25 protein-coding genes and 3 pseudogenes are annotated in these 22906 nt (G+C 69.3%); 13 read left to right on the top strand and 15 right to left on the bottom strand.

The features are described from left to right. Positions 1-96 precede the first annotated feature (96 nt). From ACZ4YL_RS33215 to ACZ4YL_RS33205, 3 genes are all read right to left on the bottom strand, one after another. A complete protein-coding gene (locus ACZ4YL_RS33215; protein WP_468121515.1) occupies positions 97-1929 on the bottom strand; it encodes a glycoside hydrolase family 15 protein in 1833 nt (610 codons plus the stop codon). Positions 1930-2117: 188 nt separating this feature from the next. Next, the gene (locus tag ACZ4YL_RS33210; RefSeq protein WP_468121514.1) at positions 2118-2300 is read right to left on the bottom strand and encodes a hypothetical protein; all 183 of its coding nucleotides are present in this window, start codon (positions 2298-2300) and stop codon (positions 2118-2120) included. Positions 2301-2401: 101 nt separating this feature from the next. Continuing rightward, a complete protein-coding gene (locus ACZ4YL_RS33205) occupies positions 2402-2827 on the bottom strand; it encodes an ester cyclase (RefSeq protein ID WP_468121513.1) in 426 nt (141 codons plus the stop codon). Positions 2828-3232: 405 nt separating this feature from the next. Here ACZ4YL_RS33205 and ACZ4YL_RS33200 point away from each other — a divergent pair, with 405 nt between their 5' ends. The 4 genes from ACZ4YL_RS33200 (at position 3233) to ACZ4YL_RS33185 (ending at position 5536) form a co-directional block, all read left to right on the top strand. Further along, on the top strand, positions 3233-3856 hold the full coding sequence (locus tag ACZ4YL_RS33200) for a TetR/AcrR family transcriptional regulator (protein ID WP_468121512.1): 624 nt from the start codon (positions 3233-3235) through the stop codon (positions 3854-3856). Between the two features lie 135 nt (positions 3857-3991). Continuing rightward, a complete protein-coding gene (locus ACZ4YL_RS33195) occupies positions 3992-4459 on the top strand; it encodes an ester cyclase (protein ID WP_468121511.1) in 468 nt (155 codons plus the stop codon). A 57-nt stretch (positions 4460-4516) separates the two neighbouring features. Further along, positions 4517-5092 (top strand): NADPH-dependent FMN reductase, encoded by a 576-nt coding sequence (locus tag ACZ4YL_RS33190; protein ID WP_468121510.1) that lies wholly within the window; start codon positions 4517-4519, stop codon positions 5090-5092. Between the two features lie 69 nt (positions 5093-5161). Next, complete coding sequence (locus ACZ4YL_RS33185) at positions 5162-5536, top strand: nuclear transport factor 2 family protein (protein WP_468121509.1); 375 nt, start codon at positions 5162-5164, stop codon at positions 5534-5536. Positions 5537-5889: 353 nt separating this feature from the next. On the opposite strand, the gene ACZ4YL_RS33180 is transcribed toward ACZ4YL_RS33185, so the two are convergent. Beyond that, positions 5890-6435 carry a LysR family transcriptional regulator substrate-binding protein gene (locus tag ACZ4YL_RS33180; protein ID WP_468121508.1) on the bottom strand — a complete coding sequence of 182 codons (546 nt, stop codon included), beginning with the start codon at positions 6433-6435 and terminating at the stop codon, positions 5890-5892. Between ACZ4YL_RS33180 and ACZ4YL_RS33175 the strand changes: the two are divergent. Beyond that, positions 6434-6634: pseudogene (locus tag ACZ4YL_RS33175) on the top strand (helix-turn-helix domain-containing protein); the annotation flags it as partial. The gene ACZ4YL_RS33180 and the pseudogene ACZ4YL_RS33175 overlap by 2 nt on opposite strands. Before the next feature lie 276 nt (positions 6635-6910). Here ACZ4YL_RS33175 and ACZ4YL_RS33170 read toward each other — a convergent pair. Continuing rightward, positions 6911-7192: pseudogene (locus ACZ4YL_RS33170) on the bottom strand (RidA family protein); the annotation flags it as partial. A gap of 124 nt (positions 7193-7316) precedes the next feature. On the opposite strand from ACZ4YL_RS33170, the gene ACZ4YL_RS33165 reads away from it, so the two are divergent. Then, the gene (locus tag ACZ4YL_RS33165) at positions 7317-7697 is read left to right on the top strand and encodes a winged helix-turn-helix transcriptional regulator (protein WP_468121507.1); all 381 of its coding nucleotides are present in this window, start codon (positions 7317-7319) and stop codon (positions 7695-7697) included. A gap of 124 nt (positions 7698-7821) precedes the next feature. Further along, the gene (locus ACZ4YL_RS33160; RefSeq protein WP_468121606.1) at positions 7822-8037 is read left to right on the top strand and encodes a three-helix bundle dimerization domain-containing protein; all 216 of its coding nucleotides are present in this window, start codon (positions 7822-7824) and stop codon (positions 8035-8037) included. Positions 8038-8273: 236 nt separating this feature from the next. Here ACZ4YL_RS33160 and ACZ4YL_RS33155 read toward each other — a convergent pair whose 3' ends face one another. Continuing rightward, positions 8274-8516, bottom strand: a complete 243-nt coding sequence (locus ACZ4YL_RS33155; RefSeq protein WP_468121506.1) for a LysR family transcriptional regulator — start codon at positions 8514-8516, stop codon at positions 8274-8276. 53 nt (positions 8517-8569) lie between these two features. Beyond that, entirely contained in the window at positions 8570-9517 is a 948-nt protein-coding gene (locus ACZ4YL_RS33150; protein ID WP_468121505.1) for a helix-turn-helix transcriptional regulator, read from the bottom strand. Between the two features lie 139 nt (positions 9518-9656). Here ACZ4YL_RS33150 and ACZ4YL_RS33145 point away from each other — a divergent pair, with 139 nt between their 5' ends. Then, a complete protein-coding gene (locus ACZ4YL_RS33145) occupies positions 9657-10256 on the top strand; it encodes a YbhB/YbcL family Raf kinase inhibitor-like protein (protein ID WP_468121504.1) in 600 nt (199 codons plus the stop codon). Between the two features lie 463 nt (positions 10257-10719). After that, positions 10720-12198 (top strand): sialidase family protein, encoded by a 1479-nt coding sequence (locus tag ACZ4YL_RS33140; RefSeq protein WP_468121503.1) that lies wholly within the window; start codon positions 10720-10722, stop codon positions 12196-12198. 57 nt (positions 12199-12255) lie between these two features. Here ACZ4YL_RS33140 and ACZ4YL_RS33135 read toward each other — a convergent pair whose 3' ends face one another. Both ACZ4YL_RS33135 and ACZ4YL_RS33130 read right to left on the bottom strand, forming a co-directional pair. Then, positions 12256-13764, bottom strand: a complete 1509-nt coding sequence (locus ACZ4YL_RS33135) for a DUF4246 domain-containing protein (RefSeq protein ID WP_468121502.1) — start codon at positions 13762-13764, stop codon at positions 12256-12258. A 90-nt stretch (positions 13765-13854) separates the two neighbouring features. Next, complete coding sequence (locus tag ACZ4YL_RS33130; protein WP_468121501.1) at positions 13855-14307, bottom strand: MerR family transcriptional regulator; 453 nt, start codon at positions 14305-14307, stop codon at positions 13855-13857. A 90-nt stretch (positions 14308-14397) separates the two neighbouring features. Here ACZ4YL_RS33130 and ACZ4YL_RS33125 point away from each other — a divergent pair, with 90 nt between their 5' ends. Further along, positions 14398-15225 (top strand): oxidoreductase, encoded by an 828-nt coding sequence (locus ACZ4YL_RS33125; RefSeq protein ID WP_468121500.1) that lies wholly within the window; start codon positions 14398-14400, stop codon positions 15223-15225. Positions 15226-15895: 670 nt separating this feature from the next. On the opposite strand, the gene ACZ4YL_RS33120 is transcribed toward ACZ4YL_RS33125, so the two are convergent. The 3 genes from ACZ4YL_RS33120 to ACZ4YL_RS33110 form a co-directional block, all read right to left on the bottom strand. Further along, positions 15896-16168, bottom strand: a complete 273-nt coding sequence (locus ACZ4YL_RS33120) for a hypothetical protein (protein WP_468121499.1) — start codon at positions 16166-16168, stop codon at positions 15896-15898. Beyond that, complete coding sequence (locus tag ACZ4YL_RS33115) at positions 16165-16521, bottom strand: alpha/beta fold hydrolase (RefSeq protein WP_468121498.1); 357 nt, start codon at positions 16519-16521, stop codon at positions 16165-16167. The genes ACZ4YL_RS33120 and ACZ4YL_RS33115 overlap by 4 nt, the downstream gene beginning before the upstream one ends. 245 nt (positions 16522-16766) lie before the next feature. Further along, positions 16767-17417 carry an HD domain-containing protein gene (locus tag ACZ4YL_RS33110; protein WP_468121497.1) on the bottom strand — a complete coding sequence of 217 codons (651 nt, stop codon included), beginning with the start codon at positions 17415-17417 and terminating at the stop codon, positions 16767-16769. 71 nt (positions 17418-17488) lie between these two features. Between ACZ4YL_RS33110 and ACZ4YL_RS33105 the strand changes: the two genes are divergently transcribed. The 3 genes from ACZ4YL_RS33105 (at position 17489) to ACZ4YL_RS33095 (ending at position 20305) form a co-directional block, all read left to right on the top strand. Further along, positions 17489-18454, top strand: coding sequence for a GlxA family transcriptional regulator (locus ACZ4YL_RS33105; RefSeq protein ID WP_468121496.1), 966 nt, complete (start codon positions 17489-17491; stop codon positions 18452-18454). A gap of 210 nt (positions 18455-18664) precedes the next feature. Beyond that, positions 18665-19240, top strand: a complete 576-nt coding sequence (locus ACZ4YL_RS33100; RefSeq protein WP_468121495.1) for a hypothetical protein — start codon at positions 18665-18667, stop codon at positions 19238-19240. Positions 19241-19489: 249 nt separating this feature from the next. Then, positions 19490-20305: a hypothetical protein gene (locus ACZ4YL_RS33095; protein WP_468121494.1), complete on the top strand. Its 816-nt coding sequence runs from the start codon at positions 19490-19492 to the stop codon at positions 20303-20305. Positions 20306-20347: 42 nt separating this feature from the next. Here the strand turns inward: ACZ4YL_RS33095 and ACZ4YL_RS33090 are convergent. From ACZ4YL_RS33090 to ACZ4YL_RS33080, 3 genes and pseudogenes are all read right to left on the bottom strand, one after another. After that, positions 20348-20911 (bottom strand): annotated as a pseudogene (locus ACZ4YL_RS33090) (NF041680 family putative transposase); the annotation flags it as partial. Between the two features lie 237 nt (positions 20912-21148). Then, entirely contained in the window at positions 21149-21985 is an 837-nt protein-coding gene (locus tag ACZ4YL_RS33085; RefSeq protein ID WP_468121493.1) for an alpha/beta fold hydrolase, read from the bottom strand. Further along, positions 21982-22575 (bottom strand): TetR/AcrR family transcriptional regulator, encoded by a 594-nt coding sequence (locus ACZ4YL_RS33080; RefSeq protein WP_468121492.1) that lies wholly within the window; start codon positions 22573-22575, stop codon positions 21982-21984. Before ACZ4YL_RS33080 ends, ACZ4YL_RS33085 begins: the two co-directional genes overlap by 4 nt. Positions 22576-22906: the final 331 nt, after the last annotated feature.

Raw genomic sequence — 22906 nt, 5'->3', positions numbered from 1 at the left:
GCAGTCGGCGTTCCCCGCCGACATCGACCTCGATGAGGGCCGGTCGTCGACCCGCGGTGACGTGTCGGGCACCTCCGTCCCGACGGTGATGCTGCGTCAGCCCAGCGCGCGGTCGAGGTTGAAGGCGGCGCTGATCAGCGAGAGGTGGGTGAAGGCCTGGGGGAAGTTGCCCAGCTGTTCTCCGGTCGGGCCGATCTCCTCTGCGAACAGACCGAGGTGGTTGCCGTAGGTGAGCATCTTCTCGAAGGCGAGCCGTGCCTCCTCCAGCCGGCCTGCGCGGGCCAGTGCTTCGACGTACCAGAAGGAGCAGATCGAGAAGGTGCCCTCGGGGCCGTGCAGGCCGTCCGGGCTGGCAGTCGGGTCGTAGCGGTACACCAGCGAGTCGGAGACCAGGTCCGTGGTGAGGGCGTCCAGGGTGGAGAGCCACTTGGGGTCGGTGGGCGAGATGAACTTGGCCATCGGCATCATCAGCAGCGAGGCGTCCAGCACGTGGTCGTCCAGCCCCTGGACGAACGCCCCTCGCTCGGCCGACCAGCCTCGCCGCATGATCTGCCGGTAGATCGCGTCCCGGGACTCCCGCCAGCGGGGCAGGTCCGCCGGCAGACCGCGGCGGTTCGCCATGCGCATCGCCCGCTCCAGCGCCACCCAGCACATCAGCCGCGAGTACACGAAGTTCCGCCGGCCGGCCCTGGTCTCCCAGATTCCCTCGTCGGGCTGGTCCCAGTGCTCGCACAGCCAGTCCACCACGGCACCGACCTCGTCCCAGCGGTCACTGCTGATCGGCTGCCCCCACTTGTCGTAGAGGTAGATCGAGTCGATCAGCGCGCCGTAGATGTCCAGCTGGAGCTGTCCGGTGGCGGCGTTGCCCACCCGGACCGGTGCGGATCCGAGGTATCCCTCCAGGTGCGGAAGCTCGTACTCGGGCAGCTCGCTGCGCCCGTCGATGCCGTACATGATCTGCAACGGACCGTTCTCCCCCGTGCCCCGCAGGATGCCCCGCTCGGAGAGGAACCCCATGAACGCCTCGGCCTCCGAGGTGAACCCCAGGCGCAGCATCGCGTAGACGCAGAAGGCGGCGTCGCGGACCCAGACGTAGCGGTAGTCCCAGTTGCGCCCGCCGCCGATCTGCTCGGGCAGGCTGGTGGTCGGGGCGGCGACGATCGCACCGGTCGGCGCGTAGGTGAGCAGCTTGAGCACCAGAGCGGAGCGGTTCACCATCTCCCGCCAACGCCCGTGGTACTGCGAACCGGCCAGCCAATGGCGCCAGAACCGGACGGTCGCCTCGGCCTGCTCCTGCGCCTCGGCGCGTGGGCACGCCCGGGGCGGGACACCGTCGCCGATCTGGTCGAGGGCGAACACGTGGGACTCGCCCTCAAGGAGCTTGAAGTGCGACCACACGTCCAGGCCGTCGGTTTCCAGGGGTGTGGTGGTGGTCAGCGCGAGGGTCAGTTTCGGGGAGCGGAACACCGCCGTGTGGCCTTCGAGGTGCGTGGTGTGCGCTTCGGCGCCGTAGCCGAAGCGGGGGGCGATCCGTGCCCTGAAGGGGAGGGTTCCGCGGACGCAGATCACCCGCCGGATCAGCCGGTGCCGAGCCGCCTCCCGCGACTCGTCGACCACGGGCATGAAGTCCTGTATCTCGGCCACGCCGTCTGCGGCGAAGAACCGCGTGATCAGGACGTTCGTGTCGGGGAAGTAGAACTGCCGGGTGCGTGTCGGGACCTCGGCGGCCAGCTCGAACGAGCCGCCCCGGTCGGCGTCGAGGATGGACCCGAAGACGCTGGGCGCATCGAAGCGCGGGCAGCAGTACCAGTCGATGGTGCCGTTCGTGCCGACCAGGGCGGTCGTACGAAGATCGCCGATCAGTCCGTGCTCGGAGATCGGTATGTAGCGGCTGTCCGCCTGCTCGAAACCAGTCGTGTCGAACGCCATACCGGCCTCCCTGCCGCTGCGGCTCAGGCCTGGAGATGAAGGCTTGCTTTTCATGCTAGACCGCTACTCGGGGCGGGGGTCCGACGGAGCCGTGCGGGCACGACTCGACGGCCGGCTCGTTTCAGGCCACCCTGCTCCTCTTTCTGCTGGTGGTTTGCCCGCCACACGCAGACGGTGCTCCCAGTCGGTCAGCGGATCGTCGCGCGGACGGAGTCGACCAGGATGTCCAGCCGGCCGTCCTGCTCGGCAGCGATCCGGTCGACCAGGGCACGGACGTCCTCCGGCCGGCTGTGGTCGGTGCGGACGGGGACGCCGTGCCCGCCGACGCTGGTGATCTTCTCGGCGATCTCTTCGACCCGTATCTCGGTCACACCCCTACGGAGGGTCGGTTGGGCGGCGGAAGAGCCGGTGCCACACGAACAACTGATTCATCCGCCGGATCCCTGACGCGCAGCAGGCGGCCCGGCCTGGGTCAGTGATCGGCGGCGGGCGAGATCTGCTGCATGAGGCTGATCAGGTCCGGGGCGACCCACTCCTCGGCGATCTTGTCGCCCTCGATGCGGTAGACCTCGATACTTCCGAAGCTGATGTGCCGACCCGTCGCCTCGAAATGCTGGAACGCGCCCTGATGTGTTCCCTCGAAGTGGACCAGCACCGTCACCTTGTCGCCGACGCCGAAGATGTCGCGGACTTTGATCTTCAGGTCGGGGAAGGCGTCCTTCATCGCCTGCGTGCCCAGGCGCCAGACGTCGCGGCCGACCAGCGGCGCGGGGCTGCCCGGCACGTTGGCGATGAAGGCCTCCGCCAGCATCTGCTCGGCCGCGTCGAGGTCGCCGCTCTCCACCGCCTGGTACGCGGTGCGCAGCAGGGTCATGTGCTTCTCGGACGCAGTGGTCATCTCGATCTCCTCTCCGGGGGACCGTCCCGCGAGCTCGGTGATTGCTCCGGGCCGGGATGCCACTGGGCTCAGGCACGGGCTGCGACTCGAACAGGTACGGGGACGTCCTCGCTGACGACGCGGGCCGGGAGCGGATGGCCCGTGGCGCGGCGGAGCTGACGACCTGTCCGCCCGACGCACTGGCGGCGCGCTTCCCGCCCACGGCGCCGGCGTCCTGGGGGACGTCCTCTTCGTGGAGCCGGCACCGGCTGCACGCGGACGACCCGAAGGCCCTCCACGACGCCGTCACGCGGGCACGAACCACCTCTGCGCTCCTCCCAGGAGCACCGGCGTCGCGCCGAGAGCCGAAAGTCCGGTTCAGGCGACCGCTTGACAATGAAGTCAAGCAGTCGCTTGAGTTCTATCGTGAGGCCAGAGAAAACGGACCTTCGCCGCGAGGCCGGTCAGCGAACGCGGGACGATCTGCTGGCGGCTGCTCTCGAGCTGCTCGCACGGCGGGGGCAGGACGGGGTGACCCTCCGCGAGATCACCCAGAACGCCGGAGCCAACGTCGCCGCGGTGAGTTACCACTTCGGGTCACTGAAGGCGCTGTGCGATGTGGCGATCGAGCACGCGCTGGAGCGGTACCTGGACGCGCAGATCCGGGAGCTCGACGCTCTGGCGGGGGACGCGACGCTGAGCGGGCTGGCCGAGGCCTTCGCACGGCCGATGGTGAGCGCGCTCGTGAGCGGGGGGCGGGATCTGGCCGTGATACGGACCGTGGCGCGGGTGGGGATCGATCCGCCCGAGGGGTGGGAGAGGCTGGCCGGGAAGTTCGAGCAGGCCCGACGGCAGGCGGTGCGGGTACTGGCGGCGAACCTTCCCGAGGTCGACGAGCGGGAGCTCGCCTTCCGTGTCCGCTGCGCGGCCGGGATGCTGAACTGGCTCGCACTGGCGCCCATCGGTACCGAACTGGCCGCCGAGCCCGCCGAGCGGGTGGAGCGGATGCTCATCCCCGTGGTGGCTGGGGCGTTTCGGGGCACTCGATAAGCCGCTGACCTGGGCGAACGGGCCACAGCGACCCCACGACACGATGAATTCAATCGGTTGCTTGACAAGACAGCCATACCCTTCCACAATTTCAATCAAGGGTTTGAATGGATTCTCTCGACACGGGAGGGCACCATGAACACCGACGCGGAGACCGTGGTCCGGGCGGCGTACCGAGCCGCCGAGGGCAGCGTCCTGGACGTGCAGGGCTTCGTGGACCTGTTCGCCGAGGACGGCGTCTTCAACAACGTCGTCGCCGGCGAGAGCTACCGCGGTGAGCACCTTGGCGATCTGGTCGCCTTCATGGGAGCGCTCGCCCCCGACGTGCACCGCGAACTGCACCGATTCCATGTCATGGACAACGCCGTCGCCGTCGAGCTGACGATCCAGGGCACCTTCACCGGGCCGTTCGAGACACCCGCCGGCACCATCCGACCGACCGGCGCCGAGCTCAACATCCCCACGGCCGACTTCTGGTACGTCGAGAACGGCAGGATCAAGGAGTTCAACTGCTACGTCGGCCTCAGCGTCATGCTCGCCCAGCTCGGAGTGCAGCCCGACTTCACCTCCGCGGTCACAGCGTCAGCCGCCGTGCCGAGCTGACCGAACCGCTCCGGGCGGCCCCGCAAACGCACGGCACCACGAAGGGGCAGGCCAACCATGTCCGCCATCGGCATCATCCTCGGCAGCACCCGGCCCCACCGCGTCGGAGACCAAGTGGCGCACTGGGTCCTCGACCACGCCTCGCGCCGGACCGACGCCGGCTTCGAGCTGCTCGATCTGCGCGACCACCCCCTCCCCCACCTCGACGAGCCGCTGCCGCCCTCCCTCGGCCAGTACCAGAACGAGCACACCCGGCGCTGGGCCGAGACCATCGCCGCGTACGACGGATTCGTCATCGTCACCCCCGAGTACAACCACGGGCTCCCCGGCGTGCTGAAGAACGCCCTGGACTACCTCTACGCCGAATGGAACAACAAGGCCCTCGGCCTGGTCTCCTACGGCGCTGCGGGCGGCGCACGCTCCGCCGAACAACTGCGCCTGGTCGCCGCCGAACTCCAGATGGCCGACGTACGCCAGCAAGTCCTGCTCTCCCTGCACACCGACTTCAAGAACGTCAGCGTCTTCAAACCCGGCGACCACAACCTCCATGCGCTGGACACCATGCTCGACCAGGTCATCGCCTGGACGACGGCTCTCGCCCCGCTACGGACGGCCCCAGCCGTCGCAAAGTGACCGGCTCGGCCACCCCAGCCGGGGCTCCTGCGCCAGACCCGCCGACCCGCCCACAGGAACGGACTCACCATGACCAGATCCCCCGCCGATCTGATGCGAGTCAACCTGCTCGACGTGTTCAACGAGCCCGACCCGGACCGCCGGGCCGCGGTCATCGCCGAGAACTACGCCGAAGAAGTGGTGTGGCACGAACCGGACCGCATCAACCGTGGGCGCACGGACTTCGTGAGCCGCGCCACGGAGTTGCTTGCCGAGAACCCGGACTGGGTCTTCCGGCCCACAGGCACCGCTTCGGGGCTCGACGACATCGGTCACCTCGGTTTCCGGTACGGCCCGGCCGACGGTCAACCACCGGTGGTCAGCGGCATGGACATCGCCCGCACCGGCGGGGGCGTCATCATCGAGCTCTACACGATCGTCACGGAGATCCGTCAGCCGTTCTAGGCAGAAGCCGGGGCTGCCACCGCGCCGCCCAGCGCTTCCACGCCCCAGGGGGACCTGGGAGTCGGGCCATGAACTCGGCCTGGTCACGAAGCCGCCGTACGAGCCCGCGTCCCACACTCCCGGCGAAGCCGCGTCCCGTGTCGGCAACTCGGCCGGAGCCGAAGCCCTGAGCAGATGTCCCTCGGTCGGCAGGGCCGGTAGGACGAGATGGCCTGGTCGGCCTCACGGCCAGGATGAGCGCCGGAAGCTGGGCGAGCCGTGGAAGTTCCACGACAGGACCGCCCTCTGCCAGAACCATGAGGTGCGCGATCGCGGCGGTCGCGGTGCGCTGAGAGCCGCCGCACCCGCTCGCACTACTCGGACAGCTCCGTCCACAGGTCGAGGAACGCCCGCAGTGGCGCACTCGGCCGGGTACCTGCGCGCCATACGAACACCTTCCGCAATCGGATGGCGGGCTCCAGCGGCACGACGACGAACCGCGGGTCTGCGGCCAGGACCGGGCTCGCGTGGGAGGTGAGGGCGATGCCGATCCCCTCCGCGACCAGCGCAAGCTGGAGGGCGACGTCGTTCGTCGCGTAGGCGATGTCCAGCCGCAACTCCTTCGCGGCGAAGGCCTCACGGATGTACGCGTGCACCCCGCTGTCGGGGCCGTAGCTGATGACCGGGCCCCGGACCACCTCCTCCAGGGTCATCGGAAGGTCCGCGAGGCCCGCGAGCCGGCCCCCGGCGGGGAGGACCGCGACGATCCGGTCCTCCAGGAGCACCCGCGCGGCAACGGCGGCGGGCTCACCGTCCGGCGGTCCCGCGACGACGGCCGCGCCGATCTCCCCGTCGCGGACCTCAACAGCGGCACGTCCTGGACGGTCCGTGCCATCGCCGCTGATCGGGAGTGACTCCATGGGTGAGACGGGCCGACCTGGTTTCGGGGAGGCGCTGCGTGGTCACCGCCGCGCGGCGCGGCTGACGTTGGAGCGGCTGGCCGATGTCTCGGGCGTCAGCGCCCGGACCCTGTCGGACATGGAGCGCGGGCGGAGCAGGGGACCTCAGGCCCGGTCCGTGACCGCCCTGGCCGACGCGCTGAAGCTGGACGACGGCGCTCGCGAGCGGCTGATCGAGTTGGCGCGCGACGGCCGGCTGCGGGACCACTGGGCCCGGCGCACCACGCGGCGGGCGCTGGCAGGTCTGGAGGGGGTCCGCAGGCTCGCCCTGGGCCCCCTGCCGTTGCGGGAGTCCGCGGAACTGCTGACCGGGATCCTCGGCGAACGCTCCGCACGGGACGAGGGATCGACGCTCACCCGGCTCGCCGAGTTGTGCGGTGGGCTGCCCCTGGCGCTGCGGATCATCGGGAACCGGCTGCTCAGCCGGCCCGACTGGGACGCCGCCCACCTCGCCGCCCGGCGGTGCGGCACCCAGCTTCGCGGCCGCCCTGCTGATCCCCTCCATCAGCAGGGGCATCTTGTCGGGAGTCCAGTCGACGACGTAGACGGTCAGCTTCGCCACGCCGTCGAAGGAGGCACCGACCTCGGCCAGGGCGGTGCCGATGTTGAGGTAGCACTGCTCGACCTGAGCGGCGAGGTCGCCTTCGCCGACCGCGACGCCGTCGGCGTGCCAGGCGACCTGTCCGGCGAAGAAGACGAGCTTCGACCCGGTTGCGATCATGGGCGCCGCCGCCTCGATTCCATCGAGCCGCGACGCTCCCGCTCTCTTGTGGTTACTCAGGAACCGTAGGAGAGTGGCCTCTGACATGGAAGAACGCACTTTTCAGTGACTGGGGAACCTTATGGTGACCAAGCAGCTCACAGGCTCGCCCGACGATGCGGACCTCAGGCGGGCGGACTCGCTGGGGCGGGAGATCTTCTCGGACGTCGCCAACAAGTGGGCGCTCCTGATCATCGAGGCCCTGGGGGAGCGCACCCTGCGCTTCAGCACGTTGCGTGACGAGGTCGAGGGCATCAGTCACAAGATGCTGACCCAGAACCTGCGGATGCTGGAGCGGTACGGGCTGCTCGAGCGGACCGTGCACCCCGTCGTGCCGCCGCGGGTCGAGTACATGCTCACCGAGCCGGGCCAGGCCCTGCGGGCGACGATCGACGGACTGTGCGACTGGACCCACCGGTACTTCGGTCACATCGAATCCTCCCGGCGCCGCTTCGACGCCTGACGGAAATGAAGCAGTCTCGGGTAGCGGCGAAGGGGGCCAGCGCGGCGGAAGATCGCCTTCCGGGGCGGCGGCCGCTCCGCCAGACTGAGGAACGGCTGTCCCCGAAGGAAGGCTGAGGTGCGTGATGGCGGAGTCGGAGGATGCCCTCACCATCCGCCATGTCGCGGAACGACTGATGAAGGCCCACCCCGAATTGGACGCCGACCTGGTGGAAAGCTCGGTGCGGACGGCGTACGAAGAGCTCAGGTATGCGCGTGTGCGCACTTACCTCCCGGTCCTGATGGAGCGCAGGGCCAAGGACCTGCTGCCTTCCGACGAGCAGACGGATCGCCAGACCTGACGCTCGATGAGTGAGCGCGCCGGCCATGTCGGCGCCGGCCGGGGATCGCGAGCCGACTACGCCGGGCAGGTCTTCGATCCCTTGAGCAGCGAATGCGTCTGGCCACGTGGATCTTTCAGCGGCTCAGCGCCTCGCACAAGGCGGTACCCCTCAGCCTTCGGACGGCTGCGCGGTGGAGCGGATGTAGTGGTGGAACCGTGCCACGACCGCGGAGCACGGGCCGCCGGCCTACGTGATCACTCCGATGGTCCGGAAGGCCCCCGGGTCCGCCAGGGGGACGGAGACGGCACGTAGGGGGTGAGGGGACGCTTCACCGGTGGCTGGCGCCACGGCCACGCCGAGTCCGGATGACACCAGCGAGCGGAGCGTGCTGAGTTCGGTGCACTCGTGGGCTGAGCGATGTTGAGTCGTTCGGCCGCGGAGGTCACGTGCTCGCACTCGGCAAGAGCCACGAACCACTGCAACTCTCTGATCTCCATGGAATCACCCTACGTGTGGTGTGTGATCCCGCCACGGTGCCGCGGGGGCGCGGTCACCGTAGGCCGGGCCGGCGGCGGGGAGCCGGCCCGGGCTGTGCGCTGCCACCGGTCACCTCGGGGTGCCGGGCCTGGGCAGCAGGCAGAGCGTGCAGACCGGGGCCGCCGAGGGTGCCGGCGCGATCGACCATCAGCGCGCGCAGACACGCCTCGGCCGCCGTGTCCGCCGGTGTGAGGACGATCAGGGACTGTCCGGCCCCGTCCAGGGTGGCCAGTGTGTCGTAATGGACGGTCAGCTCGCCGACGGAGGGATGACTGATCCGCTTGGTGCCGTGAGCACGCTGCCTGACCGTGTGGTCGTCCCACCAGAGGGCGAACTCCGTTACGGTCGATCGCAGTTCCCCGATCACATCCAGCAGCCGTGGTTCGTCGGGGTGGCGTGCGAGCGTGGCGCGCAGGTTGCCCACCGTCTCGCGGGCCACCCGGGCCCAGTCCAACTGCATCTCCCGCATGCGGGGCGACAGGAACAGCATCCGGGCCATGTTGTCCGCGACGCCGGAGCCGAAGTCCTCGCCGAACAGCGCGGCCGCGGCGCTGTTGTGGGCCAGGACGTCGAACCTGAAGTCGACGAGGTAGGCAGGCAGGAGCGGCATTCCGTCCATCAGGACGCGCAGCGACTCGCTCACCGGCAGGCACTCGGGGCGGGGCACCGGCACCTCGCCCCGGGCGATCACGTGCAGGTGCCGGCGTTCGGCGGGCGACAGCCGCAGCGCCCGGGCGAGGCCGTCGAGCACCGCGGTGCCGGGCGCGCTCGCCCGCCCCTGCTCCAGCCGGACGTACCACTCGACGCTGACGGCGGCGAGCTGGGCGACCTCCTGCCGCCGCAGACCCGGTGTGCGGCGACGTCCCTGGTCCGCCAGTCCCACCTCGTCCGGCCGCAGCCGCTCCCGCATGGCCCGCAGGAACTGCGCCAGCTCCTCGTTGCGCCCTGTTCGTATATGCACCACGCCCCATCATCGCCCCGCACCGCGGCTCCTTGTCCACAGCGGACGGTGGTACGGCGGGTACCAGCATCCGGAGGGCCTTCCCGCCTGCCCGCGCGCTCGGGAACATCGGTTCACCACCGACCTTCAGGAGGATCCGATGAAGAAGTCCCCGCTCACCACCGGAGTGGCCGTGACCGTGCCCGAGACCGCCGCCGAGCCCGCCACTCCCCCGATCGACCCTTCGGAGTACGGATACGGCTCGGTCCGCAGGGGTGTGCCCGCCTCGGCCGAACGCTTCACTGTGACCAGCCCCGATGTGCGCGACGGCGAGGCGCTCCCGCCCGACACCTGGGCCGACGCCTTCGGCTGCACCGGCGACAACCGACAGCCCCGGCTGTCGTGGAGCGGCGCTCCGCAGGCCACCCGCAGCTACGCGATCACCATGTTCGACCCCGACGCGCCCACCGGAGCCGGATTCTGGCACTGGCTCGTCTGGGACATCCCCGCCGGTCACAACGGCCTGGACACCCGGCTGCCGGCCGGCGCGGTGACCGGAGCCAACGACTCCGGAATAGCCGGCTATCTGGGGCCCTGCCCGCCCAGCGGCGACCTCACCCACCACTACGAGATCACCGTGTACGCACTCGACGTACCCGCACTCGGCCTGCCCACGACCACGCCGCCGACCATTGCCGCGTTCATGATGTCCCGCCACATCATCGGGTACGCCCGGATCACGGGCACGGTCCGCCGCTGACCCCGTCCACGCCCACCCGGCGGCTCCTCCGAAGAGGCGGGCACGCAGTCGATCACGTGACGTGACAGGTCGTCACACGGCTGGGGAACCGGTCCGGCCGGTGCGCTCGGCGCGGTACCCGGCAACCGCCGGGTCATCGTCGGGTGACTCGCCCAGGCCCGTCTCGCCACAGCCGCGGGGCCCGGGCCCCGCGGGCCGCGCTGTCCGCGACGCGGCGTGGTAACAGCACGGCCGACGGGCCGACCGGCATCGTGCACCGCCGGTCGGCCCGTCGGCCGCGCCGTGCTCCTCGACGACTCCGGGAAGGGATCCGCCGTTCGGCCCATCAAGGGCACCGCCCACGAGGCCGAAAAGGATCAAGCGGAGTCGCCCCACCCCGACATTCCGGAACCCCTCCGCGCCCCGGGCCGCCCCGATGACGGCGGTCCCGCACCAGTCCGCCCAGGCTCGGAGGAGATCCCGTATGCGCGCCTTCCTGCCCGTGACCGCTGTCGCCACCGCCGCGCTCCTTCTGGTCACGATCACCGGCGCGACTCCCGCGGCGGCAGACCGGAACCCCGGCCCCGACGGCCCACCGCTGATCAGGGTGTCCCACGGCGACCCGTATGCGGACTGCACCATCGGCGCGAGGTCCCCCGACAGCGTCGTCTACCCGGGCACCGAGGTGGAGCCGTACCTGTCCGTCGATCCGCGGGACCCCAAGCGCGTGGTCACCGTGTTCCAGCAGGACCGCTGGAACGACGGCGCCGCCCGCGGCCTGGTGGCCGGCTGGACCACGGACGGCCGCACCTTCCACCGGAGCACGCTGCCGTTCAGCCTGTGCGCCCCGGGCGGCGCGGACTTCGAACGGGCCTCCGACCCCTGGGTGAGCACCGGACCGGACGGCACCGTCTACGCCGGCGGGGAGGGCGTCGACTTCACGCGGAGCACGCGCAGTGCCCTCCTGACCGCCACCTCCCGCGACGGCGGCCGCACCTGGAAAAACCTCACCACGACGCACGTCGACGAGGAACCGTTCTTCAACGACAAGCCCTCCCTCACCGCCGACCCGATCCGCAAGGGCACCGCCTACCAGGTCTGGAACCGCCTCGACAACGACCCGCCCGGCCCCAGTTCCCTCGACGGTCCGGGCTACATCTCCCTCACCCGCGACGGCGGCCGCACCTGGAGCAACGCCCGGCCGTTCGTCGACACCAGCACCGTGCCCAACACGCAGACCATCGGCCACGTGATCGTCGTCGACCGCCGCACCGGCACCCTGTACGACTTCTTCGACCGGATCACCTACTCCGACGACCTGAGCACCGTCACCGAAGCCCACTACGCGGTGGTCACCTCGACCGACGCCGGAGAGACCTGGAGCGCACCGACCACCGTGGCGCGGGACACCTCCGTACCGGAGGTCGACCCGAACGACCCCACCAAGCCGCTGCGCGCCGCGGCCACCCTGCCCAGCCCGGCCGTCGACCCGAAGACCGGCACGCTGTACATGGCCTACGAGGGCTCGGACTTCTCCGGCGGCAGCTTCGACTCCGTCCAGCTCGTACGCTCCACCGACGGCGGACGCACCTGGGGTGCCCCGGAGCTGATCAGCCCGCAGGGCGTGCCGGCCTTCTCCCCGTCGATCTCGGTCGACGAGCGCGGCACCGTCGCGCTCACCTACTACGACCTGCGCTTCCTCAAGCCGGGCGACACCAGCACCCTGCCCACCGCCTACCAGCTGGCCACGCTGCCGCACGGAGACCCGAGGCTCCGCTCCGAGCGACGGATCTCGCGGGTCTTCGACTGGCTGCAGGCGCCCTTCGCCGGGGGCTACTTCCTCGGCGACTACCAAGGCCTGGTGGCGGACGGCAAGGGAGTACGGGCGGTACTGACCGAGGCCCACTCCGACGCACCACAGAACCGTACGGACGTGTACACCATCCGCCTCCGTACCCCGTGACCGCGCCGGGCCCGCAAAGGCACCTCCTGAGCTGTATGCATTCATGCCAGGAGAGGTTCAGTGCTCGCAGAGGGAGAATTCTCGCTCGTAGAGCTGCTCGTTGTGTTCGTCGACGAAGAACTTGCGTTCCTGCATGAGTTGTTCCCGGTAGTTCTCGGCCTGCTCAAGCGTCATGGTCGAGGTGTCGGACCAGGGTTGTTGCGGCGGCACATCGGATGTCGAAACGATCTTTTCCGACGGGTCGACCAGGAAGAACGCCAGAATTTTGCGATGTCCCGGGCGTGTGGGGTCCGTCAGGCGGAATGAGCCGACGCGGTGTTGCAGGATGTTCGGGAACGCCAGGCAGCGGCCCGCTGGGGTCGATGTCGATCCCAGCATCTGGTTCAGTGCGTCTTCGTCCTCCAGGCCGTAGACCTCACGCAGGCCGTTGTCGTCGTTCTGTTCGTAGTCCGGGTCGTCGAGCGCCGCCCGGAAGCTCAGCCGGCTTTCGGTGATGTTCTCGCTGTCCCAGTAGTAGATGCCGGTCGAGACGATCCGCTCGTTCATCATCCCCTCGACGTGCCAGGAACCGCCGGGGTACTCGGGCTTGTCCGGGGTGAGATGAATGGTGGCGAGCTTGACGATGACCTGCAGGCGGCGGCCGCGCAGGTCGACTCGGGCAGATTCTTCGGGCAACTCGGGCGGGGTGAAGGCCGGGGCGTCCGGGATGGCCGGGCGACGGTTTTCCCACCAGTCGTCCTGGGCTTCTCCCCATGCATGGAGGGCTTCTGCGTAGGCCCCGTCGTCGTTGTAGGAGGTTTTGTTCGGATACTCCGGCTTCGAGTCGTACCAGCCGTAAGGATCGGCCTTGATTCTCAGGGGTCGCGGATGGCGCAGATCGGTGAGCACGTTCTCCAGCAGCGGGCGGAAGCACGCGAACAGGTCCGGCAGGACGGAGGCCAGTTCGCGATGAGCCTCGGGGTGGACGTTGTTGACGTACGAACGGAAGGCGACATCGCCATCGTCACTGACGTCGACGTCTGTGGGCAGCCACTGGAATTTCTCCGAGAATTCGTACTTCGAGTAGCGGTTCGTCGGGTTCTTCCAAGCCCTCTCGGGCGCCCCGCTCACCTCTCTCACCAGGCAGAACAGTGAGGGATGAACCAGATCCAATACCTGGCCGTCGGATCCGGGGTGCCAGTCCTGCTCCGTTTCGGGGGCCTGCTCCAGAACCCGAACCGCCTCGCGCAGCCGGAATCCGAGCTTGTCGTCGACCAGTGCGTCCGACTGCCACACCCCGTCGACGGCGGACACCTCGACGCCGGTTCGTCCGTCCCGCAGCGCTGCGTAGTGCAGGAGTTCGGCAAGCACGTAACGAACCTGGGCTTCGGTGAGGCCCTGGGCCACCGCTTCCTGCGTCCACCTGGCGACGATGTCGGCATCGTTCATCTTGTCGAACCACCCCGGCTTCGCCCGGATGAGCGCGCTGCACTGCATCATCTGAAGCTCCCGCAGCGTTCGGGGTGTCGCGAACGCTATGGAACGGGAAGCATGGAAGGGCAGCGGGAAAGCAGACAGGGCGGTCAATTCTCTGGGTCCTTGCAGTCGGTGTGCGGTGGCGGGAACGATAGTCCAGCGGACTGACACCGCCCGCCCGTGGTCCCTGTCACCGTACGATCACGTGCTCTCTGACGGATGGCACTCCTGACGAGTGCCGGCGTGTGCGGCGTCCGGGTGGGACGGATTCCAGAGCCCGTCGGCCTCGCCACGGACGAGATGATCCTCGTAGATCCGCACTTTGTGCCGCATCACGGCCAAGGCCTTCTGCAGCTCCCGGATCTGTTCCTCCACATGGTTCGCGTGCCGGCGCAGCAGCTCCAGCCGCTCGTGTTCGTTGCCCGGTCCTCGGCGGACCAGCTCGATGTACTGACGGATCGTCGCCAGTGACATTCCGGAGGAGCGCAGCTTCGTGCAGATCGCCAGCCACTCCAGATCTTCCTCGTGATAGATCCGGCGGCCGTTGGACAGGCGGCGCACCGGGTTGGCGAACAGGCCTTCGCGCTCGTAGAACCGCAGTGCGTGAACGCTCAGCCCACTGCGCTCCGCCACCTCACCGATGCTCAGGTCCATGAGCGACTCCTTTCGGACAGTTGATCTAGACCTGACTCTAGGTTCTAGCGTCGAGCCGTTGCCCAATCGGGCGATCAGGAAAGGGAGAAAATGAGCGTTTGGTTTGTCACCGGTGCATCGCGTGGGCTCGGCGCGGAGATCACCCGCGAGGCGCTGGATCGAGGTCACAGCGTCATAGCCGCGGCGAGGGATGCGTCGTCAGTACTCCGTGCGTATCCGAACAAGCCGGCCGGATTGCTGGCCGTGAGCGCGGACGTGACCGAAGTGGGCCAGCTGACCGCTGCGGTGCAGGCCGGCCTGGCGGAGTTCGGCCGGATCGACATCGTGGTCAACAACGCCGGCTACGGCCTCGTGGGCGCGGTCGAGGAGGTCTCCGAGAAGGCTGCCCGGGCTCTGTTCGACGTCAACGTGTTCGGCGTGCTGAACACGCTGCGGGCCACCCTGCCGACGCTGCGTGCCCGGCGATCCGGACATGTCTTGAACATCGGCTCTGTGGGCGGCTTCGCCACCGCTCCGGGCGTGGGCCTGTACGGTGCGTCGAAATTCGCCCTCGAGGGCATCTCCGAGGCGCTTCACGGTGAGCTGGCACCGCTCGGCGTCCGCGTCACGATCGTCGAGCCGGGCGGCTTTCGCACCGACTTCCTCAGCAGATCGAGCATGCAGGTCGAACCGGCCTCCATCGCCGACTACGCTGCCGGCGCGGGACCGGTGCGCGAGGCATTGGCCCAGAACGACGGCCACCAGCCGGGAGATCCGGTGAAGGCGGCGAAGGCCCTCGTCGACGTCACCGAGGTCGCCGAGCCTCCGCTGCGCCTGCAGTTGGGCGCGGATGCGATCGAGCGCGTCGAGGCGAAGCTGGACCTGGTGCGACGTGAACTTGACGGATGGCGCCACGTAGCACTTTCCACCGGCATCTGAGAGAGCCGCCCGCCTGCCGGCCACTCCATCGGGGATTCGAGGGGGCACACACCGGATCGTCACTAGCCTGAACAGGACGACTTGAGCGAGTGACGGGGTTCTGATGTCGGATCCGATGACTGTCCTGGCCATGACCGGGGCGACCACCCTTGTGGCGGCGATGGCCACCAACGACTGGGAAGGCACACGGGACCGGGTCGTGGAACTCGTCCCGGCGCCGGGACTCGGATCGAGCGGCGGCTCTGCGGGCCCAGTTGGCCGGCGACGCCGACCTCGTCGTCGAAGAGGGGGAGCACGCCGACCTCGTCCGTGACGACCTGGTACGTCCCTGGGCCCGACGGATCGCCGCGCTGCTGCGCGACCAGCCCGAGGCGGCCGACGACGTGCGGGCCATGGTCGAGGAGGCCGCCCTGCCCCACTCCGCGCAGAGCTGGTCGCAGCACATCACCGCACACACGGGCGCGGGGGCGCGGGGGCCGCCTGCCGGGGCGCCGGTCGCCCACGCGTCAGCCTGTCCGGTGTCGATCCGCCGCCCACCACCTGCACCTCGAAGGGCGGTCGGCGTCCGTCATGGACGCGCGGATCTTGTCTCCGGGGCAGGTGACTCGGCAGTGGGCCGCCACGCCGATCGGGTAGTCCGGGGTCACCGGCAGAGTGTGTTGCTGTCGAATCAGTTGCCTACGGCCGAGCGGACGTCGAGGTCGGCCACCGAGAGGTTCGGGCCGGTGTTCGTGAGGAACGCTGCGCCGGCGACGTAGAGCTTGCCGTGCCGCACGGCAACCGACGTCGACCCCTGGAGTCTGTCGCCCGAGTCCAGGACGACGCGGTACGGGCCCTCGGGGTTGATCAGCGCCACCTCGTTGTCGGAGGCGAACGCGGCCGCACCTGCCTGGAAACCCCGCTTGCCGTGCAGGCGGATTCCCCTTGCCTGTCGAGCCTTCATTCGTGTGCCACCCTGGCGTGCTCTCCGTTGAGCCACCGGGCGACGGTCGCGCCGTATGCGGCGGCGGCCTGCTCCCAAGGGAAGTGACCGGAGTCGAAGGAGACGAGGCGGCTGTTCGGGAGCCGGTCGTGCAGGTAGACGCCGTTGGACGGCGGTACCAGATCGTCGTGCTCGGCGTTCATCACCAGCACCGGTGTCGTGATCGACGGCAACAGGTCCCCCAGGAGTGGGAGTTCCGCGGGGTATGCGCGGACGTAGCGTGCCGACTCGGCGAAGCGTCCGTCCTCGTACGCGGACACGTAGTCCTCCCAGACTTCGGGCTCCTCGCCCTTGGGCGCCCCCGCTTCCACCACCGCGCCGACCGACGCTCGGGCGTCGAAGTCTTGGAGGAAGCCGAGGTCCGGCGGCTCCTCACCACTGACCTCCGTGTTCGTCCGTGGACGGCGTCGCCGGCCTGCTCCTGTGAGACCGTACCCAGGTCATCAGCCGGCCGGACGCCCCGACACCACGCGAGGATGTCCGCGCGCAGATCTGGTGCACGGCGGCCCATCGGGCAGTGCCCGGTGCAGACGCTCAGCCCTGCGGCGCGGTGTCGGCGTCAGGAGCCCCAGCGGGAGGCCCGCGATGCGAGTTCGAGGGCGGTGACGGCGCCGGGTTCGCCGCGCTCGCGGAGGAATTCGCCCGGGACGGTGTAGCGGGCGCCGGCCTGCGGGGAGCGGGCGGCCTGGCGCACGACGTCGTCGACCAGCACGGTGGCCATGTCCAGCCGCGGGTAACGGCCGTGGAGCGCTTCGCCCTGGGCGTCGGTGACGAACTCGGTTCCGAAGCCGATGTCGACCCCGATGCCCCGGCGGGTGAGGTAGGCCAGCACGCCACGGCGTTCGGCGATGCCGTCCGAGGTGTGCAGGGCGATCGCCTCCCACACCGGGTCGGTCTGGTCGGCGCCATAGCCGTGCTCGGTGAGGAACCGGGCGGCCATGTCGGCGCCTTCGACCTCGAAGCGCGCCTGGCCCGGGGCCGACGGTGAGGCACCGAGGTCGTGCAGGACGCAGGCGTGGAAGAGGAGTTCGGCGTCGAAGTCGGTGCCCGGCTTCAGCCCTTCGTGTTCGGCCAGCAGCGCGGCGAACACGTAGCTGCGGATGCTGTGGTTGGCGACGGGCTCGCTCTCGCACGACAGAACGAGCTCGACGGCGGCACGGGCGACGGGAGTGTCCGGGAGTGCCGGCAGGAGGCCGGCTTCAGTGTCCATGAGGCGACCGTAGGCGCGTACCGGACACCACCGTGAGTGGCACTCGTGCCATCGAGCGATAGAATCATGCCATGACGGGTCGGGCATCAGGCGGGGCACACCACGTGGTCGTGGTGGCCCTCGAAAACGTCCTCGCGCTGGACATCGGGATCCCCTGGCAGGTCTTCGGGAGCTGGCGGGACGGCCCGTACGCGCTCACGGTCTGCACCGAACGGCCCGGCCCCGTCGCGGTGCACGGCGGCCCTGCGCTGTCCGTCGCGCACGGTCTGGACGCCCTGGAAACCGCAGACACCGTGATCGTCCCGGGCTACCTGGAGCCCGACGGGCTGGAGCCGGACGTGCCCGGCGCCGAGGTGACCGCCGCACTGGCGGGGGCGGCAGCCCGCGGCACCCGCATGGCGTCCATCTGCACCGGCGCGTTCGCCCTCGCCGCCGCCGGACTGCTCGACGGCCGCCGGGCCACCACGCACTGGCTGTACGCGCAGGCGCTGGCCAGACGGTACCCCCGGGTGACGGTCGTACCCGAGGATCTGTACATCGACGAGGGCCAGGTGCTCACTTCAGGCGGCGTATCCTCCGGCCTGGACCTGTGCCTCCACCTCATCCGCCGCGACCACGGCCCCCGCCTGGCGAACCAGCAGGCCCGCCTGCTGGTGGCCGCCCCGCACCGCACCGGCGGCCAGGCCCCGTTCATCGACCTGCCGGTGCGACCCGGGCCGTCCGACAGCCCTGCACTCTACGACTGGGCGCTGCGCAACCTGCACCTGCCGCTCACCGTCGATCAGCTGGCGCACCAGGCCGGCATGTCCCGCCGAACCCTGATCCGCCGCTTCCACACCGACACCGGCCTCCCGCCCATGCGGTGGCTGCTCGACGCCCGGCTCGCACGCGCACGCGAACTCCTCGAAACCGGCGATCTCACAGTCGAAGCCGTCGCACGCCACTGCGGCCTGGGCACCCCGGCCAACTTCCGCACCCTGTTCAAGGCGCACGTCGGAGTGCCGCCCAGTGTCTACCGCGAGACATTCGACGGCTGACGGACGCCCGGACCGCGAGCCGGCGTCGACCTCGATGACCAAGTCCAGACCGGGGCGGATCGGCGAAGCGTGTCCGTGAGTCATGGCCGCGCAGTGCCGTGCCCACTGTGTGGACGGTCACCTTGACGACGGTCGAAGCTTAGGCCAGCCTTACCTTCGCTCGCTCCTTGCTGGTGTGAGCACACCCTGCAGAAGATCCCAGGAGCAGCATTGTCCGCCGCCGACGCCACCGCGATCCACCGAAGACCTGGACGGGAAGCAGAACTCCTCCAGCTCCCCGCCTGGTGCGGGACCGTAGCGGCGTCCCTCGCTGTATGCGCCGCGTGGGCAGCCACCACGTGGATTGCCCTGCACCTGCGCGCCGACACCACGCTGCACACCGTTGCACTGTTCGTGCACCTCGCCTCCCTGGTCCTGGGCTTCGGTGCGGTACTCGCCATCGACTACTACGGCGCCCTGTGGCTCATGGGCCGCAAGACCCTCCGTGAGGTTCTCGACTTCACCGCCCCCCTGCACATACCCGTGTGGACCGGCCTGGGCGGCCTGCTCTTCAGCGGGGCCTTCCTCCAACCCGATCCCGGTTCACCGCTGACGTGCGTCAAACTCGGCCTCGTCCTGGTGCTCTCACTCAACGGTGTCCAGGCGTCCGCCCTGCACCACCGGCTGGCCGCCGTCGACGGCCCCGTCAGCCGCTCGCTGATGATCCGTGGTGCCGTGACGGCATCGGTATCGCAAGCTGCCTGGTGGGGCGCGGTCGCAATCGGCTTCCTGAACAGCCAGCACTGATCAGCCCATCGAGGCAGCCGCACCAGTGGTGACATTCCTGCAGGCGGCACGGCGCGTGCGGCTTCGCCGTTCGCCCGGCGCCATACCCGGTCGGGACCGAGCGGGATGACATCGGACAGCACCTTCGTCAGCCTGGGCGGCGACTCGCACTCGCACGTCGGCATGTCACTTCACCTCGAAGAACGGCTCGGCAACCGCCCCGAGTAAATCCGATGGCACCGACAGCTTTCGGGCGACAAGACTGCACTGGTGAACACCCTGCCACCGCCGCCTGACCCGCTCCTCCTGCCGGTAAGGGACCCGCGCGCCCCCGACCTCGTTCTCGACTATGCGGACATGCACGCCCTGGTTGCCGACCTGGTTCTGCCCGGCGACGCGTCGATGTACGTCATGAGCGCGATGGAAACCTCCCGCGAGCTCATCCGACACTCCTACTACCGGTACGAGTTCGCCACCGTCGCCGTCACGCATTCCCTGTTCGCCCTGGAGCATGTCCTCGCCGAGCGTCTGGGCAGGAACGAACCGCTCCACGTCCTCATCGTGCGAGCCACCGACGCAGGGCTCATCACGGCCGGACTCGCTGCCGAACTCGACCGCAGCCGACTGCTGCGCGACAAGCTCACGCAGGGCGCCGAGTCAAGTGCCGCCCTCCGCCCGCTCCGGGCGGTCGCAATGGTGCGTGCCGTCTTCGATGCCGTCTCCTTGCTCCTTCGCCCAGCGTCCGCGCCAGAGGCGACAGCCGGCGACGTGGGCGGAGCACAGCCCGAAGGCGGACTCGCCGGGCTGTGGGAGGACCACCTGCGCGCGCTGTTCCCCGACGGCTTCCGCGGCGTGGACTTCGACGGCGTGGACCTGGTCCTCCTGGACGCCGACGTCGCCGGCCTCGTACAGAGGGAGCTGAAAGGCGGACTCGACGACAGCGGCATCGCCTACCTGTGGGGCTGCATCGCCGACCTCGACAAGATCGTGCCCCTGATCAACGAGGAGTACTGCGCCTCCTACTTTGCGAAACTTCGGACGATGGCCCAGGTCGCAGCAGCGCCCTACATCCCCACCGCGATCTGACCACCGGGGTTGAAACAGACTCGGGGTTTCCCACGACCCTTGTCAGGGTCTGGTTCGGTCCCGTTCGATCAGGCTCTCTAGGCGTTTGACGGTTTTGCCCACTTCGTAGCGGGTGGCGGGCTGCTTGTTCTTCGAGCCGAGTGGTCGGCCTGGTCCAGGCCGCGACGGTTTCGGCGCACGGGCCGGACAGGGCAAGTGAACCCGGAGGTTCCGAAACCCCCGCCGGACGCGAGCGGGGGTGAGTCGGCTGGGCTCTGCCGGTCGCTCCCAGGGCCGGCGAAGGTCCTGGGCCAGGGGACGGGCCAGACGGAGTTGGGTATGCGCGGTGACGACCAGCCACGTCCAGCGGTCCGCGGCCTCAGGAGTCCGGATCTTCGGCCGGGTCCAGCCGAGAGTCTGCTTCATCATCCGGAACGTGTGCTCCAGATCGAACCTGCGCAGGAACGCCTGCCGACGCAGGTCCACGTCGTCGGCGCCGCCCATTCCGGTCTTGGAGGACCACAGCCACAGGGGCAGTGGGTCGCCACCGCCAGGCAGGCGGCCGACCTCCAGGCGGATCAGGATGCCCTCGATCAGGGGGAGTTCGCCATGGTGGTCGATCCGGGCAACCGCGCCCTCCGACTCACGCATCCTCGCACGGAGCTGCACGGCCTATCAGCGTCTCATCCGCACACCACCAAAACGGATGAAGAGGAGACCGAAGCCCCGACTCTCCGCAACCCCAAGATCCGGGCGGGCGCCCTGTTGACAGCGGACAGGGTCTTCCCACGTACGGCCCGTTGCGAATGTGACGTTCAGTGACCACCCTCGGTGGGTGCCGCCCTGGGCGAGGCTGATTCGGGTTCAGGCCAGGAATGCCTTCCGGAGGAACTCAGCGAACTCGTCGGGGTGCGTGGTCAGGCCGGTGTGCCCGCCGGGGAAATGCAGGAGTTCCGTGCCGAGACGGTCGGCCAGGAAGGCGGCCGGACGGTAGGGCAGCTCACCGCGTGAGTCCTGGCCGCAGGCGAGCACGAGCCGGTTCGGCAGTGCCGCCAGTCGGTGGATGTCCGGGGCGTAGGACATGAAGCTCGGCACGATGCGCCCGACGAAGTACGGCAGGTTGGCCATCGTCTGCTCAACCCGCGCCGCTGCCTGCGGCGGAAGCTTGATCTCGGCCTTCGGCTCGATGGATTCCCCGTCCTCCTTGAGACCTGCGGAGAACACGGCCATCGCCGGCATGAGCCCCTCTGCATGGAACGTTGCCTGTACGCGTCCGAGGAACGCGCGGTGTTCGGGGGCGTCCGGCAGGACCTCCACTACCGGCGGCTCGTGTGCCACGACGCGTTCGACGCGTTCGGGATGGGCGGTGAGCAGGTGCAGCGCGGCGATCGCGCCCGAGCTGGAACCGAACACCCGGGCAGGCTCATCGGGCGACAGCAGTTCCAGTATCCGGAAGGCGTCGTCGGCGTGTTCGGCCACGCTCTGCTCGGCCTCGGGGTCGTCGAGCGTGCTTCGGGACATGCCGCGCGGGTCGTAGGTCGCGACGGTGTACTCGGCGGCCAAGCCGTCGGCGATGCCGTCGACGGAAGCAGCGCCCCCCGCCCCTCCGGGGATCAGCAGCAGGAGCGGGCCCTGGCCGCGCACTTCGTAGTGCAGGGTTGCGCCGTTCACGCGCAGGCTGCCGATGGTCGGGTCGTTCATGCGGCGTCTCCTTCTCGGGACGGGGGCCAGTGCTCCAGGAGGGCGTGGAGAGCGTCGAGGGCTCGGACCCAGGACTGCTGCGGCGAACGCTCGTGCGCGAACCCGCCCGCGGCCTCCAAGGCGACGAAGCCGTGGAACGTGCTGCGCAGCAACCGGACCGCGTCGGTCAGGTCAGGCTCGGTGAGTCCGTAGCCGCGCAACATGCCGTAGGTCAGCTCGACCGCGCGCCGCGGCCCGGCCGCTTTTGCGGCCAGCTCGGGGTCGATCCGGATCGGGGTCTGCGTCGCCATGTAGCGGCCTGGATGCGTGTGGGCGTACTCCCGCCAGGCGTCGGCGAACGCGACCAGTGCGTCCTTGCCCGCCCGTCCGGAGGTCGCCTCTGCGATGCGGATGGTCTTCTCGTCTGCCGCCAGCAGCGCGATCCGTCCGCGCAGATCCTCCAGGCTGCGGACATGCGTGTAGAGGCTCGCATCCTTCACGCCGAGTCGCCGTGCCACCTGCGACATGGTCACCTGGTCGAGCCCGACCTCGTCCGCCAGTTCGGCGCCCGCGATCGTCACCCGTTCCGCCGTCAGCCCTGCCCGTGCCATGCACCCTCCTCATCTACCTAGGGCTCCTAGTTTTAACCTAGAGCTCCTAGGAATGGCAAGGAGGAGGCATCACTCACGTGGGTACTGCTCTTGCGGATGGCTCACCACGTGCCCGTCCACCGTCGGATTCACATCTCCCCCTGCGGCGAGACGGCTCCCCACCAAGTGGTCGCCAGCGGGAAATCAGAACTGGCCGGTGAAGTCCTGTCATCAGCGGATCAGGAACAGACACTGACCTTGACTCTGTCGGGGATCTTGGAGTTGCCCGGTGCGCCGGCGTGATCGGTGGGCATGCTCGGGGTGTTCCGAGAGCCCACGCAGTTGTCGAGGT

It is taken from the genome of Streptomyces sp. NPDC030021 (genome assembly GCF_055574035.1).
This window is presented reverse-complemented; position numbering and strand designations above follow the sequence as displayed.

Excerpts from the sequence above, each read along its gene's own strand:
- ACZ4YL_RS33215 (WP_468121515.1), bottom strand. The coding sequence starts at position 1,929 with ATGGCGTTCGACACGACTGGTTTCGAGCAGGCGGACAGCCGCTACATA.
- ACZ4YL_RS33205 (WP_468121513.1), bottom strand. The coding sequence starts at position 2,827 with ATGACCACTGCGTCCGAGAAGCACATGACCCTGCTGCGCACCGCGTAC.
- ACZ4YL_RS33195 (WP_468121511.1), top strand. The coding sequence starts at position 3,992 with ATGAACACCGACGCGGAGACCGTGGTCCGGGCGGCGTACCGAGCCGCC.
- ACZ4YL_RS33190 (WP_468121510.1), top strand. The coding sequence starts at position 4,517 with ATGTCCGCCATCGGCATCATCCTCGGCAGCACCCGGCCCCACCGCGTC.
- ACZ4YL_RS33185 (WP_468121509.1), top strand. The coding sequence starts at position 5,162 with ATGACCAGATCCCCCGCCGATCTGATGCGAGTCAACCTGCTCGACGTG.
- ACZ4YL_RS33180 (WP_468121508.1), bottom strand. The coding sequence starts at position 6,435 with ATGGAGTCACTCCCGATCAGCGGCGATGGCACGGACCGTCCAGGACGT.
- ACZ4YL_RS33165 (WP_468121507.1), top strand. The coding sequence starts at position 7,317 with ATGGTGACCAAGCAGCTCACAGGCTCGCCCGACGATGCGGACCTCAGG.
- ACZ4YL_RS33160 (WP_468121606.1), top strand. The coding sequence starts at position 7,822 with ATGGCGGAGTCGGAGGATGCCCTCACCATCCGCCATGTCGCGGAACGA.
- ACZ4YL_RS33155 (WP_468121506.1), bottom strand. The coding sequence starts at position 8,516 with ATGGAGATCAGAGAGTTGCAGTGGTTCGTGGCTCTTGCCGAGTGCGAG.
- ACZ4YL_RS33145 (WP_468121504.1), top strand. The coding sequence starts at position 9,657 with ATGAAGAAGTCCCCGCTCACCACCGGAGTGGCCGTGACCGTGCCCGAG.
- ACZ4YL_RS33140 (WP_468121503.1), top strand. The coding sequence starts at position 10,720 with ATGCGCGCCTTCCTGCCCGTGACCGCTGTCGCCACCGCCGCGCTCCTT.
- ACZ4YL_RS33130 (WP_468121501.1), bottom strand. The coding sequence starts at position 14,307 with ATGGACCTGAGCATCGGTGAGGTGGCGGAGCGCAGTGGGCTGAGCGTT.
- ACZ4YL_RS33125 (WP_468121500.1), top strand. The coding sequence starts at position 14,398 with ATGAGCGTTTGGTTTGTCACCGGTGCATCGCGTGGGCTCGGCGCGGAG.
- ACZ4YL_RS33120 (WP_468121499.1), bottom strand. The coding sequence starts at position 16,168 with ATGAAGGCTCGACAGGCAAGGGGAATCCGCCTGCACGGCAAGCGGGGT.
- ACZ4YL_RS33110 (WP_468121497.1), bottom strand. The coding sequence starts at position 17,417 with ATGGACACTGAAGCCGGCCTCCTGCCGGCACTCCCGGACACTCCCGTC.
- ACZ4YL_RS33105 (WP_468121496.1), top strand. The coding sequence starts at position 17,489 with ATGACGGGTCGGGCATCAGGCGGGGCACACCACGTGGTCGTGGTGGCC.
- ACZ4YL_RS33085 (WP_468121493.1), bottom strand. The coding sequence starts at position 21,985 with ATGAACGACCCGACCATCGGCAGCCTGCGCGTGAACGGCGCAACCCTG.
- ACZ4YL_RS33080 (WP_468121492.1), bottom strand. The coding sequence starts at position 22,575 with ATGGCACGGGCAGGGCTGACGGCGGAACGGGTGACGATCGCGGGCGCC.